The following is an 18,187-nucleotide window of genomic DNA, read 5'->3' as shown; positions in this document are numbered from 1 at the left end:
TAAAGCTGCTACCAGCAACGACTTCGGAATAAAATTTTCTATTTCAAACGTTGTAAATAGGGATTACAGGTGATCAAAAGTGCAAAGTCTCAAGTTGTAATAAATATTATTTATTATTGTTTCACTCAATTGCCTATACTCTTTTGAGCTTGCCAGTTTTTCATTTGAAAAATCATTTACAGTTTAAACGTTAAAGCCATTCGTATGAAAAAGTATTTATCAAAAAAACGGCCCAGAAAAACTTTGCTTGCATTTACTTTTCTAAGCTCTCTATTCATTATTCCTCACTTCACAAAGGCACAAAATCAGGAAGTCAGGGGTAGGGTTATTGACGAACAACAAAAACCCATGAAGGGAGTAAGTGTTATTGTTAATAATACAACCCTAGGTACAGCAACGAACGATAGTGGCTACTATCATATTTCGGGAGTGCCAGCAAATGGTACACTCGTATTTAGCCATACCGGCTATAACAATCAGGAAGTTCAGGTGGGTGGTCGCGCAGTAGTAGATGTAACAATGACGCCCATCGCCTCTAGCATGGACGAAGTAGTGGCCATCGGTTATGCTACGGCACGCAGAAGAGATGTTACAGGAGCTGTAGCATCGGTCAAAGCCACCAATCTCGAAAAAGAATCGCCCCGATCGGTTCAGGATCTTTTAAGAGGTAATGCTGCCGGTATTATTGTGGGTATGACTAACGATGCAAAATCTACTGCCAGCTTTCTGGTGAGAGGTAGTGGAACACTGAAAGCAAGCAACAGTCCACTGAATGTCGTGGACGGAGTGATATTTGACGGTGCTTTTACAGACATCAACCCCAACGATATTGAGTCTATCGACATTCTTAAAGATGCGAGTGCTACTGCTGTATTTGGAGCCAGAGCCGCCAACGGAGTTATTTTGATTACTACCAAAAAAGGTGCAAGAGGTAAGCCCCGTATCACTTTTAATAGTAATATAGGCTTCGTAAAAGAAGTAGGAACGCCCCGTGTAATGAATGCTGAAGAATTTCTTAAATGGCGCTATGATTATGAAATGGGGAAAAACAACGATGCTTACCACCAACAATATCCAGAGAAGTTTGTAGATCCGCGAAAACTTCAAAACGTAGATCCCTTGACATGGTACAACTACGACATGCAGACTCCCGTTACCTCTGTTACCGAGGAAGAATTAATACGCATGTGGTTATCCCGCCTAGAGTTAAAAGCGCCCGAAATTGAAAACTATTTAAATAATAAAATTACAAACTGGCAAAAACTAGTTTTCCAGAAAGGGTTCCAGCAGGATTATTCAGTAAGTGTATCTAATAGAAATGATCAATCCAATTATTATTTCTCCTTAAACTATGTGGATCGTAAAGGAGTGATTGTTGGGGATCGTTATAAAAATTTTCGTACTAGGTTAAATCTGGAATCGAAAATCACGTCCTTCTTAAAAGTAGGCGCTAATACAAACTTCGCCGTACGTGATGAAGGTTTTCTCCAAGCTGACTGGGGACAAATGACCAACATCTCTCCTTTTGGCTCCAATAATCTGGATGATCCCAATAGCCCGTTCAGACGACTGCCCACCGGAGACCCCACTCCTGTCAATCCATTCCACGACAATCTTTATCGGGATAGAAAGGACATGTATAATACCTTAAACTCAAGTATCTATGGTATTATCAATCTACCTTTGGGTATAGAATTCCAGTCCACCTACACGCCTTCCTTCGTATGGAGAGAATTCTATAACCACGAATCCTCCAAAAACCCGCAATGGACGGCAACCGGGGGCTCCAGCGAGCGTACATTCGAAAAAACCTTCAACTGGCAAATAGATAATATCATCAGATGGAAACGTCGCTTTAACGAACATAATGTTGAAGTAACTTTATTACAGAATGCTGAAAAGGGTCAGAGGTGGCGCACTACCGCCAAATCTTCACAATATAGTCCCAGCGACATTCTGGGTTATCACCGCTTGCAGGCAGGGGCTGTTCCTTTAGCCGAAAGTGATGATACTTATAGAACTGGTGATGCATTAATGGGAAGAGTGTTCTATTCTTTCAAAGATCGCTATATGATTACAGCATCTGTGCGTCGCGATGGGTATTCCGCTTTCGGTTCTCAAAATCCCCGTGCTACATTCCCCGCATTGGCATTTGCCTGGGATTTCTCAGAAGAAAAATTCATGAGCAATATCCAATGGCTCGATTATTCCAAATTAAGACTTTCATGGGGTAGAAACGGAAACAGAGAAATTGGTATTTATGACGCATTGTCTGATATGACCTCCGGCCTACACCCGTATATAGATCAAAACGGCAACATTTATCTGTACTCTCAGCTATATGTTAACCGTATGGCCAATCTGGCTCTGAAATGGGAAGCTAAAGAGTCCTACAACCTAGGGCTTGACTTCGGATTGTTCAATAACAGATTAAGTGGTAGCATTGATGCTTATATCGCTACAACCAAAGACTTATTGGTGGATCGCGTGCTTCCGGAAATTATCGGATTCAATAGCGTAGCTGCCAATCTAGGTAAAATGGAAAATAAAGGCTTCGAATTTACCCTCACAGGAGATATTATCCGTAAGAGTGATATCAAATGGACCTCTTCCGTAATCTTCATGCTGAATCGCAGGAAAATCAAGAGTCTTTATGGCGATATGATCGACATTTTGGATGAGAACGGCAATGTAATCGGTCAAAAAGAAGCAGATGATATTAAGAATGGCTGGTTCATAGGTCAGGATCCAGATAGATACTGGCATTATGAACGCATTGGCGTATGGCAAATCGGCGAAGAAGCCGAAGCAGCCAAATATGGTAATCAGCCGGGCGATTTCAAATATAAGGATCAAAACGGAGACGGTATTCTTTCCAATGAAGATCGCATCTTCCAAGGATACTCTACACCGCGCTTCCGCTGGTCATGGAGAAATGATATTGATTACAAAAACTTCAATCTCTCTTTCTTCCTTTACTCCAATTGGGGACAAATGGGAACATTCAACCGTGCGGCTAATAATGCCAGCTTTACAGACAGGACTACTGATTATGCAATGCCCAGATGGACTCCAGACAATCCGATCAATGATTATGCACGCATAGGTTCTAAAAACCTAGGCAATAATTATGTGGAGCGCTCATTCATTCGACTCGAAAGCGTTGCGCTTTCTTATGCTGTCCCCAAACACATACTTAACAAAATAAATGTAATGGGACTGAGAATATCAGCATCAATAAGAAATGCTGCTGTATGGGCCCCTAAATGGAAATTCGGAGATCCAGAATCAGGCGCCAACCCTACACCCCGCACCTACAACTTAAGCTTTAACTTAACCCTTTAATCATTGATACTATGAAACAGAAACATATATATAAAAGTGCATTGCTTGTATCAGCGCTTGCTCTTTCACTTGCAGCATGTAAAAAAGATTGGCTCAAACCAAAGCCCCTATCATTTTACGAGCCTGGTGTAGCACTATCAGATGTGCAGGGCATGTATTCTGCGCTTACTTCCTGCGAAAGAAACATGCGCCATGAGTTTTTTGGAGACGGCTCTCCTATTCTTACCGAAATCATCCAATCCGATGTTGCCGTGGAAGGAACTACAGACAAGGCAGGTCCTCAAATGGATATGGATATATCCTTGTTGCCTGATGCAGACCTAAATAATGTGAATACAACTCGCGTCGGATGGTATTGGTACGAGGGATACAAAGGCATTAAATACGCCAACTCCGTTATTGCCAGAATAGATAATGCGCAATTTACAAGCGAAGAAGAAAGAAACGCTGTACTAGGTGCCGCATATTTTCAGAGGGCTTATCGCTATTTCAAATTAACCCACCAATTTGGAGATGTACCTTACATCGGTGATGAAATCAGCGAACCCAAATATGACTTCTATTCATACGATCGTTGGACTATTTTGGAGCAGATGAAAAAAGACCTAGAGTTTGCATACCAATGGGTGCCGGATAATGTAGACCGTGGCCGCACTTCCAAATCTGCATGTGGAGTATTGTTGATGAAAATCTGCATGGTGCTTGGAGATTTTGATCGCGCCATCACCATCGGCAAAGAGATCGTTGCAGCTCACCCTTTGATGAAACAACGTTTTACTTCTAATAGGAATAAACCTAATACCAATCTGATGTTTGACCTCCACAGTGTAGAAGCTAAGTTGGACATGTCAAATACCGAGGGATTGATGTATGTGGTAGCTTATCCGGAAGTAACTGGTTCCGATCGTATACAAAGCATGCGCAACGCCGTTCCCTTCTGGAATAGTGGTAGTGTAATTACACCTGATGGCAGAACCGGTACCAATGTCACACCGGCTGCCGATGAAACAGACCCCACCATGGATTTGAACAAAACTTATGGCCGCGGAATCGGGCGATTAAGGTCGACATGGTACTTTACCAATGATATCTGGCGCGCCGATAAGGAAGCGAATGACATGCGTGGTATTCACAACCGTGATAGCTGGAAACGAATGGAAGATTTGAGATATAATCACCCTAATCTGAAAACAGGGTCCAGTCCCAGTCCATGGTATGGCAAGAACTTAGTAAAACCGGCTTCTATGAGTGTGGAAGACACTATCCGGTGTTGGTATCCATGGCCTCATTATAAGGTGTTTGTCCCCGATCCACTACAAACACAATGGGCAGGTGGAGAAACTCCTTGGTATATCTATCGTTCTGCCGAAGTATATCTGCTACTAGCCGAATGCTATTACTGGAAAGGGCAACCAGCAGAAGCCGCAGTGGCACTGAATGAAGTTCGTACTAGAGCCGGCGCAGAACCCCTTACTGCCGCTGATATAAACATTGGAGAAATTCTTGATGAAAGAGCCCGTGAATTATATTATGAAGAAAACAGACATATTGAACTCGTTCGTATATCTTATATCTACGCAAGAACGGGTAAGTCTTGCGAAGTTTTCGGTGGGCGTGTGTATAAATTAGAAAATCTAAGCGGACCAGGAGGTACTAATGCCAACGTCAAACAAATGGGCATCAACTTTTGGTACGATTGGGTTGTGACTAAGAACAACTTCTACAACAAAGGTGTAAAACACAAATGGGCAGAATACAAAATCAGTGTACACCATATATTATGGCCGGTACCTTCCACAGTAATCACTACCAATATTAAAGGTGTAATCAATCAGAACATCGGATATCCCGGTGCCGAAAACAATGTACCACCATTAAGAGTAGAGGTGCAATAATGCAATATATAAGCAGTTTTTCTCAGGAATACCATTCTGAATAATCAGAATGGTATTCATTTTTAAACTCAAAATAGATTAGCAAAACAGGCTGAATATCGACTCTTTAAACATCATTTTTTCAGCTTAAATATTTCAAACGTTGTAATACAAATTACTCTTCCAAAAATCATCAGAACAAAGATTTATGACGTACCTTAGAAATCACTTTTAACGTTATTCTCCTACTACTTTAAAACGATTGTGATGGCTAAATCCGATTTCAACAAAAGCAGAAGAAAATTTATTAAGAACACATTAAGTGTGTCTGCCGGCGCTCTTGTTTTTGGCGCTCCAACTATTGTACCGTCTACAGTATTTGGCAAAAACGCACCTAGTAATAAGATCAACATCGGACAGATCGGATGTGGTCGTATTGCTCGCACACATGATTTACCCGAAACATTTAAAAATGATGTGGCGCGCATCGTAGCTATAGCAGATGTAGATCGATATCGTAGAGAAAAAGGTAAAGAACTGATTGAAGGTTGGTATACAAAAAAAACAGGCAATAGCAAATATATCGATGTCAAACTTTACAATGATTATCACGATATGCTTGCCAATAAAGATATCGACGCAGTGATCATTAGTACTCCCGATCATTGGCATGCACAACCGGCCATGGAAGCTGCTCTGGCGGGCAAACATATTTATCTGCAAAAACCAACCTCTCTTACCATTGAAGAAGGCCGCACCATGAGCAATGTGATCCAAAAAACAGGAGTAGTCTTTCAATTGGGTAGCCAACAACGCTCCGTCTCTCCTTGGCCTCAGTTCAAAAGAGCTTGCGAGCTAGTCCGTAACGGACGCATAGGCAAACTAATAGAAGTTCACGTCGGACTCCCCTCGGATCCTCCCGGAGGAAATACCACCGAAATGCCTATTCCAGACGGCTTGGATTACGATATGTGGTTGGGCTCCACTCCTTACGTTTATTACACTCAAGACAGAGTGCACCATCCTACCGATATTGATTCAAGACCCGGCTGGCTAAGAGTGGAACAATTCGGAGCTGGAATGATAACAGGATGGGGCGTGCATCATATCGATATCGCCCACTGGGGCATGAATACGGAACTAACCGGACCTATTGAAGTTACCGGAAGAGCCGATTTCCCTAAAACTGGACTGTGGAATGTTCATGGCGACTACGAAGTTGTAGCCAAATATGCTAATGGCGTTACCATGTACATTAATAGCAAAAATCCCAACGGTGTTAAATTTGTGGGAACCGATGGATGGATATTTGTTTCTCGCGGTAATGTAGGCGTAACAGCTACCGATCCTACTAGTGGTAATAGCAAGGAGAATAAAGCATTCAATGCAAGCAACCCCGAGATCCTTAAATCTGTTATCGGGCCCAGAGAAATTCATTTGTATGAAAGCCCTGAGCAACATAAAAACTGGTTGGATTGTATTCAATCCAAAAAACAAACCATAAGCCCGGCAGAAGTAGCACACCGTTCATGCAGTGCCTGTCTGATTGCACACGCTGCCATGAAACTCAACACTACTCTATATTGGGATCCTGTGAAAGAAGTTTTCAAAAACAATATAGAAGCGAACAAACTGCTTAGCAGACCGCAACGTTATCCTTATGGTACCAATTATGTTCAGCATAAAATCAAAAAATAATTATGATCAGAAAAATATTTACACCTTTAGTTCTGGCTTCGATTATAGCTTGTACAAATACCGATAAAAATAGCAGTGACCCTTCTAAGATGACACTAGTTACATTAGACCCGGGTCACTTCCATGCAGCCTTGGTACAGAAAAGCATGTACCCTAATGTAGACAGTAACGTATATGTATATGCTCCCGAGGGACCAGACCTCCAGCTACATATGGATAGGATTAATGCCTATAACACTAGAGCTGAAGACCCTACCCGTTGGGCAGAGCATGTATATACCGGCGCCGACTTCTTTCAGAAAATGATTGAAGAGAAGAAAGGCAATATTGTTGTAATGGCAGGTAACAACCAAAAGAAAACAGAGTACATCTACAATACTATTGACGCAGGAATGAATGTATTGGCCGATAAACCTATGGCCATTAACTCAGAAGGCTTTGAACTGTTAAAAAAAGCTTTTGAAAAAGCTGCAGAAAAAAATGTGCTCTTGTACGATATCATGACCGAGCGATTTGAAATCACTACCATTCTTCAGAGAGAATTTTCGCAGCTCAAAGATGTATTCGGCGAACTGGAAAAAGGCACTCCCGAAAACCCTGCTGTCACTAAGGAAAGCGTTCACCATTTCTATAAATTCGTATCGGGCAACGTATTACAGCGCCCGGCTTGGTTTATGGATGTTACACAACAGGGAGAAGGTATTGTGGACGTAACTACACACTTGGTAGACCTCATCCAATGGGCATGTTTCCCCGAACAAGCATTGGACTACACCAAAGATGTAGAATTGATTACTGCTAAACGCTGGCCTACTACAATGACTTTAAGCCAGTTTCATGCTATAACTAAGCAAAACAGTTTTCCCGACTACCTACAAAAAGATTTGAGCAACGACACCACACTGAATGTGTTCTGCAATGGAGAAATTAACTACAAACTGCGTGGCGTTCATGCTAAAGTACTGGTAAAATGGGACTATAAAGCCCCCGAAGGAACTGGTGATACGCACTTCTCTATAATGCGCGGCACCAGAGCCAACTTGATCATCAAACAGGGAAAGGAAGAAAACTTCAAACCTGTATTGTACATAGAGCCTGTTAAAAAAGATGACGCTACTTTCGAGGAAGACCTGACAAAAGCCTTGGCCACCATTCAAGCTAAATACCCTGGTGTAGCACTAAAAAAATTGGCCAATAAGTGGCAAGTTGTAGTGCCTGCTGAGTATGATACAGGTCATGAAGCACACTTTGCTCAGGTTACTGAAAACTACCTAAAATACCTGAGCGAAGGCAAACTTCCTCATTGGGAAGTTCCTAACATGATCACTAAATATTATATCACCACTAAAGCTTTGGATCTGGCAAAAGAATCAGGTAAATAATGAAACAATATATATACACAGTATGCGCTGCGCTTACACTTGCGCTACTAAGCACGACCTTACAGGCGCAGCGTATTGCAACTTTACAGGTAAATACTTCAGGAAAAGAAAAACTAAATATTCCTGTCGAGGTAGATCTGGACGCTATCACTACTCTGGCCGACAGTAGTCTGCAGTTGTTCGAAATTATCAGCGGTAAAAAAGAGCCGGTAGCTTTTCAGATTGCCATTACGGGTAATAAACGTACATTACATTGGGTTGTCACTTCTTCTAAGAGGTCGCAAAGAACATTCGAGTTGGCACAGTCTCGACCATCCAATATAGTTTCAAAAACATTGAATGTTCTTGAAAAAGATGGAGCCTTAGTGATTGCTAGCAACAATAAGGAGCTTTTACAATATAATTACAAAACTGTTTATCCACCCAAGGGAGTAGATACTGCTTACAAAAGAAGCGGGTTCATACACCCGCTTAATACTCCATCGGGTCATGCACTCACACGCATTAATGCACCCGACCATTATCACCACTGGGGGATGTGGAACCCATGGACACATGTATTGTTTGAAAATGATACGCTCGATTTTTGGAATCTGAAAGACAGAAAAGGCACTGTACGCTTTGCCGGCTTTAATGCTATAGAAGAAGGAAGCGTTTTCGCAGGCTTAAATGTCCTTCATGAACATGTAGCATTTAAAAAAAATGGCACTCAGAAAGTCGCTATCAATGAAATTCAAAACATACGGATTTACAGACAACAACCCAACGATCCTTATTATATTCTGGATATAACCTCTCAGCTCAGTTGCGCTTCTTCGAGTCCTGTATTGCTACTGGAATACCGCTATGGGGGGTTAGGTATCAGAGCTACAGAACTTTGGAACAAAGACAATAGTACGACCCTCACTTCCGAAGGCAAAAACCGCAGAGAAGCCGACGGCAGTACAGCTAGATGGTGTATGGTTCAGGGTCAGTTGGGAAACGACTATGGAGGATTGGTAATGATGAGTTATCCCACCAACTATAATCATCCGGAACCATTGAGAGTATGGCCTGAAAACTCCAACAGACGCGGAGATGTATTTATCAACTTCTCCCCTACTAAAAATAAAGACTGGCTACTGGAGCCTGGCAAAACATATCTGCTTAAATACAGGCTGCTGGTGTTCGACAATCAATTATCCCAAGAACAAGCAGAGGAGGCTTGGCGAGCATTTGCGCAGCCGCCGGCAGTAAAAATTATCAAATAAGGCTATCGCAATTACAAAGCCACCATTAATACATTAACACTGCTATTGCCATAAAAAATCCTAGAATGAAAAAAAGTATCACTATAGTTATAACAATTGCGCTTTTATTAAGCGCTGCTAGCTCTTCATTTGCTCAAACTAAAGTAAACTGGAAGAATGTGCGGGTGCTCGTGTACACGAAAAACGGTAAGGGATATGTTCATGAAAACATTCCTTATGCAGTACAGGCAATTCTAAATTTCAGTAAGCAGTATGGATTTAAAGCGGACACATCTTCCAACCCCGCGGTAATGAATGAAAATAATTTAAAGAAATATCAATTGATCATTTTCCCAAGTACTAATAATGATGTATTCGATACCGATGCACAAAGACTAGCCTTTAGAAGATATATTGAAGCAGGTGGCGGTTTTGTAGGCATCCATTCCGTTACTGGTACCGAACGTAATTGGGAATGGTTTAAAATGATGCTGGGAGGTACTTTCTCTTGGCATGCCAAATTTCAGACATTCACCGTAAGAGTGATTGACACTAAGCATCCTTCCATGAAAGGCACCCCTACAGTATGGGAAAAAGCAGATGAATGTTATTTTGCCAAAGAACTTTACCCCGGCCCCAGAGTGCTGATGGTAAACGATTTTTCTACAATCGACACTACAGATGCTAAACAAAAAGACTTGTTGAAGAAAAACGCGGGGACCTTTGCCAAATACTTTCCAAGTGCGTGGACACATGATTTTGACGGCGGTATTACTTGGTGTACTACTCTAGGACATGATAAAAAAGATTATACAGACCCCACATATTTGAAACATATTTGGGGCGGCATTGAATACGTAGCTAGTACTGTAAAGCCGCTGAACTTTGCAAAGGCATATGCACAAAGACACGACGAACCTGTTCGATATTAACAGATAGAACCTTTATTGAGAAGAAGTAAGCTAGTATTTGAAGAAGATCTCCGTGGCACCATAGCCGTAACGGGGATCATACTGATTCACAAAATAGCTTACTTCTTTTTTTAGTTTTAACGCATCATGTATTTCATCGCGTAATTTACCCGTACCCACTCCGTGAATAATCACTAGATTAGGAAGCATATGCGCAACTGCTAAGTCATAATACTTTTCAAAAGTTTTCAATTGCAGCGCCAGAATTTCTAAATTACTCATACGCGAATGATCATCCGTAAGTTTTTCTATATGCAAATCCACAACACTCCGCGGAGGTTCTAAGTGATTGCGCGCATCCTTGGCATTATATATTTTAAACCCTCTATTGGCCAGTTTATCTAGAGGCAACCTTTCTTCTTCCGGCTCTTTATCAGGATATTCTTCAAACAATAAATAAGAAAAGGATGCTTCATTTTTTTGTCGAAGCTCTTCAATCCGGCTAAATAACTGCTTAGGGCGCAGTTTTACTGTTGCTTCATAATGATCTGCCTTTTGTTTGGAAGGTGTTGCCAATGTAAAATCAAACTCAAAAGCCGGGCTATCACTCATATCACCAAAGTCAACATCATGGATATAAAAGTTATCAAAAGGCTGAATAGTGCTTTTAAGATTAAATTCAGGTGTTCCGAAAAAAGTGAGATAATACTCAAAATTGTATGTAATACGGGTATTATTTACCAGATATACTTTCAACTTTTCGACATACTCATCGCCAAACTCATCAACATCCATTACTGGTAAAAAATTCAACCAAACCCCATCTTCCCTACGTTGCTCTTTTGACTTTTTCTCCTTTTTGATATCGTCAATATATTTTTTTCGAGGGGTAGTAGGCTGATTTTTCTTTTCTGTAAAACGTTTGTAGTAAGGAAAATCGATCTGGTCTAGATAAACAGGGAATCGTACACCCCTTACCTCAACCATAGCCATCTTATCATTAATAAAATCTACGATTTCACCCTCTTCGTTAGAGTGCAGTACCAATACCTTATCACCAACCTGAAATTTCATCCGGCAAATTTAATCAGCTTCTTTCAGATAAATAAAAAGTGATGATTAAGACCATAAACAAGGTTGAGAGTAAACACAGATTCGTCTACTAATCCGCCGATCTTGCCAACGTGCTATTTCGGTAGCCGTAAAGAAAATAGATAGCAAGCCCTGTCAGCATCCATACAAAAAACCAAAACCAACTTACAGCCGGAATTTCAATCAGCAGATACAAACAAGATAATACTCCCATTACAGGGATAAAGGAATATTTGTGAACGATGGTCTTCATGGCAATAATTAATGCCACTACCAGAAATATCAAAAATAGGATTTCTTGATACGCTTCGTGGCCAATATTCTGAAAAGCCTCCACAATTCTTTCTCTAAAGAAGTAAACAAACAGCACATACAACACCGGTATAATATAGCGTCCGTTAATGTAAGGAAGTTTAAACTTGCCTTCCTCCTTAGGAATTGGAGGCAGCAAAAGCACACCTCCGCACACCAATATAAACGCAAACAGGGTTCCGATGCTGGTAAGATCCGTTACTAGGTCGCTTTGCAAAAAAAGCGCACCTATCCCTACAATTACACCTGTTACGATAGTAGAGAAAGAAGGAGTTTTATATTTAGGATGTATTTTCTGAAACACTTTAGGTAATAGCCCGTCGCGGCTCATACTCATCCATATTCTGGGCTGTCCAAGCTGAAATACTAGGATAACAGAAGTAGTAGCCACCACGGCACTTACCGAAATAATTTTTTCGATCCAGGGTGCGCGTTTTTCAAAAACAAAAGCCAGCGGATCATCTACCCCCTGAAAGCGAGTGTAGTGCTCCATTCCTGTAAGCACCAGTGCAATTGCAATGTACAAAACAGTACAGATGAGCAGCGAATAAATCATACTGCGCGGTAGATCGCGTTGTGGACTCTTACACTCCTCTGCTGTAGTAGAAATAGCATCAAAGCCGATATAAGCATAAAACACCGCCGATACACCTTTTAATACACCAGTAAACCCTTCCGGCATAAAAGGCTTCCAATTATTAGTATCAACAAAGAACGCTCCGGCCACAATTACAAATATGATAACGGCAACCTTAAAGATTACCATAAAATTTGCAGACTGTTTACTTTCCTTAATACCAATGTAAGCTAGCCATGTTACTAGAGCTATAATAATAAAGGCTGGAAGGTTAAAAAAGATAAGAGTATTACCGATTCGTGGGGCTTCATTATAAGCATTTATGGCAAACCGATAACTGGCTAACTCCTCCGGTGAAAGTGTAGCACCACTTGCCAATGCTGCAGAAGCTTTATTATAAGCTGCCACTGCCGTTTGCGGATCTACCAGCATCCAGTCGGGCAAGTGAATATTAAAGACATGCTCTAGCAAATTATTGAAATAACCACTCCACGAAATTGCTACAACAATATTTCCAATAGCATATTCTAGAATCAAAGCCCACCCGATAATCCAAGCCACGATCTCCCCGAAACTCACATAAGAATATGTATAAGCACTACCAGACACCGGTACCCGACTTGCAAACTCGGCATAACATAAAGCAGAAAAACCACAGGTTATAGCAGTAATGATAAATAATACCGATACACCTGGACCTCCATGATAGGCAGCGCCGCCAATGGTTGAAAAAATTCCAGCACCCACCACAGCCGCAATCCCCAGAAAAGTCAAGTCTTTTACACCTAAAACTTTTTTTAATCCCTGCTTATCCTGACCGACGTGCGCTTCAGCCTCTTGCAGAATGTTTTCAATTTTCTTTTTCCGCAGTACAGACATTGGCCTAAATATTTTATAGTGATAAATACATGATTTAATAATCTCGTTTTACCAATAGTACCGCCAGATCCTTTAGAGGCTGTTTTCTCTCAGGCGCTATAGGGATTTCATCAATATGAGTCAGCGCTTGGGTGAGATACACTTCTTTTTGCTCCTTTGCCCACTCGCCTATTTTACAATCATTGTATAACTGTAATACCCGTTGCACTTTATCCGCTTCGTTGGTTGCTAGTAAATGTTGTAGTTCGCTACGCTGTGTATCATTAACAATCTCTAGGGTTTTTATAAGCAAAAATGTTTTCTTATTAGCGAGAATATCTCCCCCGGGTTGTTTACCAAATTTCTTCGGATCCCCAAATGCATCCAGATAATCATCTTGCATCTGAAATGCCAATCCTATCTTTAACCCAAATTGATACAACAACTCTAGATTTTGCTCATCGGCACCTCCCAGTATACCCCCCATCTGTAAGCTTGCGGCTAGCAGCACGGAAGTTTTCAGGGTAATCATATGCAGGTATTCATCAAAGGACACATCATTACGCGTTTCAAAATCCATATCCAATTGTTGTCCTTCGCAAACCTCCCTGGCAGTTTTATTAAATATATGAAGAATACGTGAAATATAAACTGGGGATAATTGATTGATATAATCATACGCCTTTACCAGCATAACATCACCGGCTAATATGGCTGTACTCTCCCCATACTGATGATGTACAGTAGGCTTTCCGCGACGCAGCGGCGCCTTATCCATAATATCATCATGTATTAGTGTAAAATTATGGAACAGCTCGATGGCTGTAGCTACATTCCATGCATCGGCTTTTATCTCTCCGAACAATTCATTACCCATCAGGCATAAAACCGGCCTTAATCGCTTTCCTCCTAATGACAAGAAATAATTATTGGGTTCGTATAACGTAGCCGGTTGTGCCGGAAAATGCGAGCGGCTGAAATAATCGGCAAACTTCTTGGATAATTCGTCAAATGATTGCATTGACCAAAAATAGAGAAATCGATATTATTCTGCGAATGAATTCCTATTTAGAAGACAACAATGATACCGAATATTGATTTACAGCATCAATCCTCGCAATTCAACCTATAAAATATGCGGTATTTATTTTTCCCTTACCCACTCGTAATCCAGCTGTCTTTTCTCCAGATTGGCCGCAACCACCCGAATACGCACTTTGTCGCCCATAGTAAAACGAATTCCCGTACGCATACCAATGAGCGCATAATCATTTTCTGAATGTTTGAAACTGTCATAGGAAGCAAGACTGGTAATAGGTACCATACCCTCACACAAATGCTCCACGGTTTCGGCCCAGAATCCAACCTTGGATACCCCACTCACAATGGCATCAAACTCTTCGCCTATGAAGTTGCTCATGTACTGCACTTGCTTGTACTTATTGGCAGATCGTTCACACTCCATAGCAGCTCTTTCACGCTCACTACAATGGGTACATTTCTCCTCCATTTTTTTATCTACTTTTACGCGATCTTCCAGTACATCCTGCAAGATACGATGCGCCATAATATCGGGATAACGGCGAATAGGAGAAGTAAAATGACAATAGTGCTCAAATCCCAAACCATAATGCCCCACATTGCTAGGCGTGTATTTTGCTTTCGCCATGGTGCGAATTCCCAGTTGATGCAACACGGCTTCTTCAGGTCGGCCCTTTACATCCTTAATCAACTTATTAAATGACTCCGCAATAGCTTCGGCACTGGAAATATCGAATTTGTAACCAAACTTGTTGGCAAATGCAATAAAGGGAAGCAACTTTTCCTCATCCGGGGTATCATGAATACGATAAGGGAAAGGGATAGCTTTGTTATTAACCTTTATTTTGGATATATGTTTAGCCACATACCGGTTGGCTAATAGCATTAACTCCTCAATCAACTGATGCGCTTCCTTGCTTTCCTTGAGCAGGATACCCACAGGAAAGCCTTTCTCATCCAGTTTGAAACGCACTTCTGTAGAATTGAAATTGATGGCTCCTTCGTCGAAGCGGTATTGTCTTAAGGTTTGACACAGTTTATTTAGGGTTAAAATCACATCCGCATGATCACCCTTTCCGGTTTCAATAATTTCCTGTACTTCTTCGTAAGTAAACCTACGTCGGGAATGAATAACGGTTTTGCCTAACCAGTACTGTTTTACTTCTGCCTTATCATTAATTTGAAAGATTGCGGAAAAAGCCAGTTTATCTTCATTAGGTCTCAACGAGCATAACACGTTAGATATCTGCTCGGGGAGCATGGGATTTACACGGTCGGGCAGATATACTGATGTAGCCCGCTGGTAAGCTTCCTCATCGAGTACAGTTCCTGGCGTAATATAATGACTTACATCCGCAATGTGTACACCAATTTCATGATTACCGTTTTTCAGTTTTCTGTAAGAAATGGCATCATCGAAATCTTTGGCATCGGCCGGATCAATCGTAAATGTCAGGATTTTTCGAACATCCTTTCTCTTACTAAGCTCTTCCTTAGAGATTGTTTCTGGCAGGCGGGAAGCCATTTCCAACGCTTCGTCGGAGAAGCTTAGCGGGAAGCCATGATCCAGGAGAATATTTCGCATGGCCGCATCGGCCGCATCTTCCTCATTAAGTATGGAAACCACTGTTGCCGATGGGCTCTTTCCCTTACCTCCCCAGTCCAATACACGGGCTACGACGGTATCACCATTCTGTGCACCATTAATATTACCTTCAGCAATATAAAAATCAGGAACATTTTTCTCGCCGTCGCCTAAAACAAAAGCATACCCTCGATTCATCTGAAGTTTTCCGATAAACTCGGTGCGCTTGCGTTGTACGACTTCGGTAATTTTTCCTTTAAGCCGTGTAGCAAAACCACTAATCAGCTTTACCCGAACAATATCGCCGTCTATGGCATCTTTGAGGGCATTCGGCGCTATCATAACATCTTCTTCCAGTCCGTCCACAATTACAAACCCTCTCCTTGATTTCGTAACTTCTAGTCTACCCTTAAGTGTAGTTTCGGCTTCGCGCTTTGTGCGCCGGGCTTTTTTTTGTGCTTTGGTTTTCTTCTTTGGTTTATTACTGCTTTTACTCATTGTTTTTCTTTACTCAATTTTTAATCAGTGCATCAGACACATCTAGCATAGTTTAATAACGTTGCTAGCTCTGATGCACATTACATTTCTCAGATGAATGCATTTATTTTCATTCTCAGCGGTGGCTTACCTACCGACATATCTTAGAACCCATTCGTCGAATATTCCTCCTTCATCAAACAAGAAACGATGCCGAATAGGTAATGCATAAACCGGAAAATCTCTCAACTCGCTAAAGTCTGCCAATCGCACGGCGTCTTTCTCAGTTGTTAAGATAATTTTATTTTCGGTATTTAATGCCTGATATGTTCCCAAAATATCCCCAATGTCATTAGTGGAAAAGTGATGATGATCGGCAAATTGGAGATGCTCCACCGTACATTCATATTGACCTAAATAGTCTATAATCGGTTGCGGATTGGCAATTCCCGTTATTAGCACTACCCCCTTCACATTGCTAAGAGAGATAGTTTGTTTGTCAAAAATCTGATAAGCTATTCCGTAATCGAAAGTGGTAAAAAATACTTTCTGATAAGGTTGGGGTTGAATACTTTCAATAATACGTTGTTTTTCCGCTTCGGTAAGAGCAATATCGCATTTGGTCACCACTATAATGTTGGCCCGCTTGTAATTGGATTTCAAATCGCGCAGGGTTCCGGCAGGTAAATACCAGTCTTCTGTGAAAATGTTCTGATACTCGGTAAGTAAAATATTAAATTCAGCAGTTACTGCACGATGCTGAAAAGCATCATCTAGTATAATAACGTTTATCTCTGGAAATTGTTTAAAAATAATTTCAATCCCTTTTGCACGCTGCTCATGCACCACAATTTTCACTTGTGGAAATTTCTGATGAAACTGCATAGGCTCATCGCCTATATCTGACGTAGTACTTTGAGCATCAGCCACTACAAGGCCTTTGCTTTTTCTTTTATATCCTCTACTTACCACAGCTACTTGCGGGGAGAACGTCTCCTGCCCTGCATTTACCAATAAATGCAATAAATACTCCACCATGGGTGATTTTCCGGTTCCACCTACAGATAAATTACCTACGCAAATAGTTTTTACAGGAGGTTGATATGATGGAACGATCTTAAAATCATAGAGTTTATGATAAACCCATACACCCGTCTTATACAACCAGGAAAAAGGAAGCAGTAAAATATTTTTCTTGCGTATTAAATTATCAAAATTCATACATCCTTTCGGGTGTGATACAATAATTTAAAGGTACGTCAAATTCGTTGCGATCCTCTACTTTATCTATAGGATCAAAATAACTCAGCCCTACTTTTATAACATCCGGACGAGCATGAGCCAAATAACGATCATAAAAACCTTTACCGTAACCAACACGATACCCATCCTTGTCAAAACATAGAAGAGGAACAATGACCATATCAATACTCTCCGGAGGTATGGCTACTGCTGTAGCCGGGTCAGGCTCAAGAATACCGCGCCGGCTCTTTATAAAGGAGGTACTTTGAGATACCACCACGGCCTGCATGGTACCGTTGGAAAAATCACTGATAGGATACGCTATCTGCAACATCGGATTGCGAAACAACATATAATCCACCAGAGGGTCTGTATTTACTTCTACATCCATCGCTGCATAAGTAAGCACAGTACGAATGTCTAGTAGAGGTAGCTTTTGAAAATGAATCAGAATCAGATCATCCCATTTCAACCGTTGCTGATAGGGTATTTCTTTCCGCTTCTTACTAAACAATTTTCGGGCCTCTGATTTTAGCATATGAACTCATTCGTTAAAGACGCTGC

The 18,187-nt window shown here is 41.2% G+C and carries 12 protein-coding genes; 6 read left to right on the top strand and 6 right to left on the bottom strand.

The window, feature by feature from the left end:
* Window positions 1–204 precede the first annotated feature (204 nt).
* The 6 genes from V2H41_RS04930 (at window position 205) to V2H41_RS04905 (ending at window position 10,460) form a co-directional block, all read left to right on the top strand.
* Entirely contained in the window at window positions 205–3,345 is a 3,141-nt protein-coding gene (locus tag V2H41_RS04930; RefSeq protein WP_330974019.1) for a SusC/RagA family TonB-linked outer membrane protein, read from the top strand.
* Between the two features lie 11 nt (window positions 3,346–3,356).
* Window positions 3,357–5,240, top strand: coding sequence for a RagB/SusD family nutrient uptake outer membrane protein (locus V2H41_RS04925; RefSeq protein ID WP_330974018.1), 1,884 nt, complete (start codon window positions 3,357–3,359; stop codon window positions 5,238–5,240).
* Between the two features lie 246 nt (window positions 5,241–5,486).
* Window positions 5,487–6,917 carry a Gfo/Idh/MocA family protein gene (locus tag V2H41_RS04920; RefSeq protein ID WP_330974017.1) on the top strand — a complete coding sequence of 477 codons (1,431 nt, stop codon included), beginning with the start codon at window positions 5,487–5,489 and terminating at the stop codon, window positions 6,915–6,917.
* A gap of 2 nt (window positions 6,918–6,919) precedes the next feature.
* Window positions 6,920–8,299 carry a putative oxidoreductase C-terminal domain-containing protein gene (locus V2H41_RS04915; protein ID WP_330974016.1) on the top strand — a complete coding sequence of 460 codons (1,380 nt, stop codon included), beginning with the start codon at window positions 6,920–6,922 and terminating at the stop codon, window positions 8,297–8,299.
* Entirely contained in the window at window positions 8,299–9,549 is a 1,251-nt protein-coding gene (locus V2H41_RS04910; RefSeq protein WP_330974015.1) for a DUF6807 domain-containing protein, read from the top strand. The genes V2H41_RS04915 and V2H41_RS04910 overlap by 1 nt, the downstream gene beginning before the upstream one ends.
* A gap of 65 nt (window positions 9,550–9,614) precedes the next feature.
* Complete coding sequence (locus V2H41_RS04905) at window positions 9,615–10,460, top strand: ThuA domain-containing protein (RefSeq protein WP_330974014.1); 846 nt, start codon at window positions 9,615–9,617, stop codon at window positions 10,458–10,460.
* A 30-nt stretch (window positions 10,461–10,490) separates the two neighbouring features.
* On the opposite strand, the gene V2H41_RS04900 is transcribed toward V2H41_RS04905, so the two are convergent.
* The 6 genes from V2H41_RS04900 to V2H41_RS04875 form a co-directional block, all read right to left on the bottom strand.
* Complete coding sequence (locus V2H41_RS04900) at window positions 10,491–11,513, bottom strand: Smr/MutS family protein (protein ID WP_330974013.1); 1,023 nt, start codon at window positions 11,511–11,513, stop codon at window positions 10,491–10,493.
* An 88-nt stretch (window positions 11,514–11,601) separates the two neighbouring features.
* The gene (locus V2H41_RS04895) at window positions 11,602–13,299 is read right to left on the bottom strand and encodes an amino acid permease (RefSeq protein ID WP_330974012.1); all 1,698 of its coding nucleotides are present in this window, start codon (window positions 13,297–13,299) and stop codon (window positions 11,602–11,604) included.
* Window positions 13,300–13,333: 34 nt separating this feature from the next.
* Window positions 13,334–14,299: a polyprenyl synthetase family protein gene (locus V2H41_RS04890; RefSeq protein WP_330974011.1), complete on the bottom strand. Its 966-nt coding sequence runs from the start codon at window positions 14,297–14,299 to the stop codon at window positions 13,334–13,336.
* 123 nt (window positions 14,300–14,422) lie between these two features.
* Window positions 14,423–16,402: a ribonuclease R gene (gene rnr / locus V2H41_RS04885; protein ID WP_330974010.1), complete on the bottom strand. Its 1,980-nt coding sequence runs from the start codon at window positions 16,400–16,402 to the stop codon at window positions 14,423–14,425.
* Between the two features lie 126 nt (window positions 16,403–16,528).
* Window positions 16,529–17,602: a tetraacyldisaccharide 4'-kinase gene (gene lpxK / locus V2H41_RS04880; protein ID WP_330974009.1), complete on the bottom strand. Its 1,074-nt coding sequence runs from the start codon at window positions 17,600–17,602 to the stop codon at window positions 16,529–16,531.
* Window positions 17,592–18,161, bottom strand: a complete 570-nt coding sequence (locus V2H41_RS04875; RefSeq protein WP_330974008.1) for a 5-formyltetrahydrofolate cyclo-ligase — start codon at window positions 18,159–18,161, stop codon at window positions 17,592–17,594. Before V2H41_RS04875 ends, lpxK begins: the two co-directional genes overlap by 11 nt.
* Window positions 18,162–18,187 lie beyond the last annotated feature (26 nt).

Origin of the sequence: Niabella digestorum, assembly GCF_036409055.1 — a bacterium.
Taxonomy (GTDB): Bacteria; Bacteroidota; Bacteroidia; order Chitinophagales; family Chitinophagaceae; genus Niabella; species Niabella composti.
Note: the sequence above shows the minus strand (reverse complement) of the source record. Positions and strands in the feature narration are given on the sequence as shown.

Excerpts from the sequence above, each read along its gene's own strand:
- V2H41_RS04905 (WP_330974014.1), top strand. The coding sequence starts at position 9,615 with ATGAAAAAAAGTATCACTATAGTTATAACAATTGCGCTTTTATTAAGC.
- V2H41_RS04890 (WP_330974011.1), bottom strand. The coding sequence starts at position 14,299 with ATGCAATCATTTGACGAATTATCCAAGAAGTTTGCCGATTATTTCAGC.
- V2H41_RS04925 (WP_330974018.1), top strand. The coding sequence starts at position 3,357 with ATGAAACAGAAACATATATATAAAAGTGCATTGCTTGTATCAGCGCTT.
- V2H41_RS04930 (WP_330974019.1), top strand. The coding sequence starts at position 205 with ATGAAAAAGTATTTATCAAAAAAACGGCCCAGAAAAACTTTGCTTGCA.
- lpxK (WP_330974009.1), bottom strand. The coding sequence starts at position 17,602 with ATGAATTTTGATAATTTAATACGCAAGAAAAATATTTTACTGCTTCCT.
- V2H41_RS04915 (WP_330974016.1), top strand. The coding sequence starts at position 6,920 with ATGATCAGAAAAATATTTACACCTTTAGTTCTGGCTTCGATTATAGCT.
- V2H41_RS04910 (WP_330974015.1), top strand. The coding sequence starts at position 8,299 with ATGAAACAATATATATACACAGTATGCGCTGCGCTTACACTTGCGCTA.
- V2H41_RS04875 (WP_330974008.1), bottom strand. The coding sequence starts at position 18,161 with ATGCTAAAATCAGAGGCCCGAAAATTGTTTAGTAAGAAGCGGAAAGAA.
- V2H41_RS04895 (WP_330974012.1), bottom strand. The coding sequence starts at position 13,299 with ATGTCTGTACTGCGGAAAAAGAAAATTGAAAACATTCTGCAAGAGGCT.
- rnr (WP_330974010.1), bottom strand. The coding sequence starts at position 16,402 with ATGAGTAAAAGCAGTAATAAACCAAAGAAGAAAACCAAAGCACAAAAA.
- V2H41_RS04900 (WP_330974013.1), bottom strand. The coding sequence starts at position 11,513 with ATGAAATTTCAGGTTGGTGATAAGGTATTGGTACTGCACTCTAACGAA.
- V2H41_RS04920 (WP_330974017.1), top strand. The coding sequence starts at position 5,487 with ATGGCTAAATCCGATTTCAACAAAAGCAGAAGAAAATTTATTAAGAAC.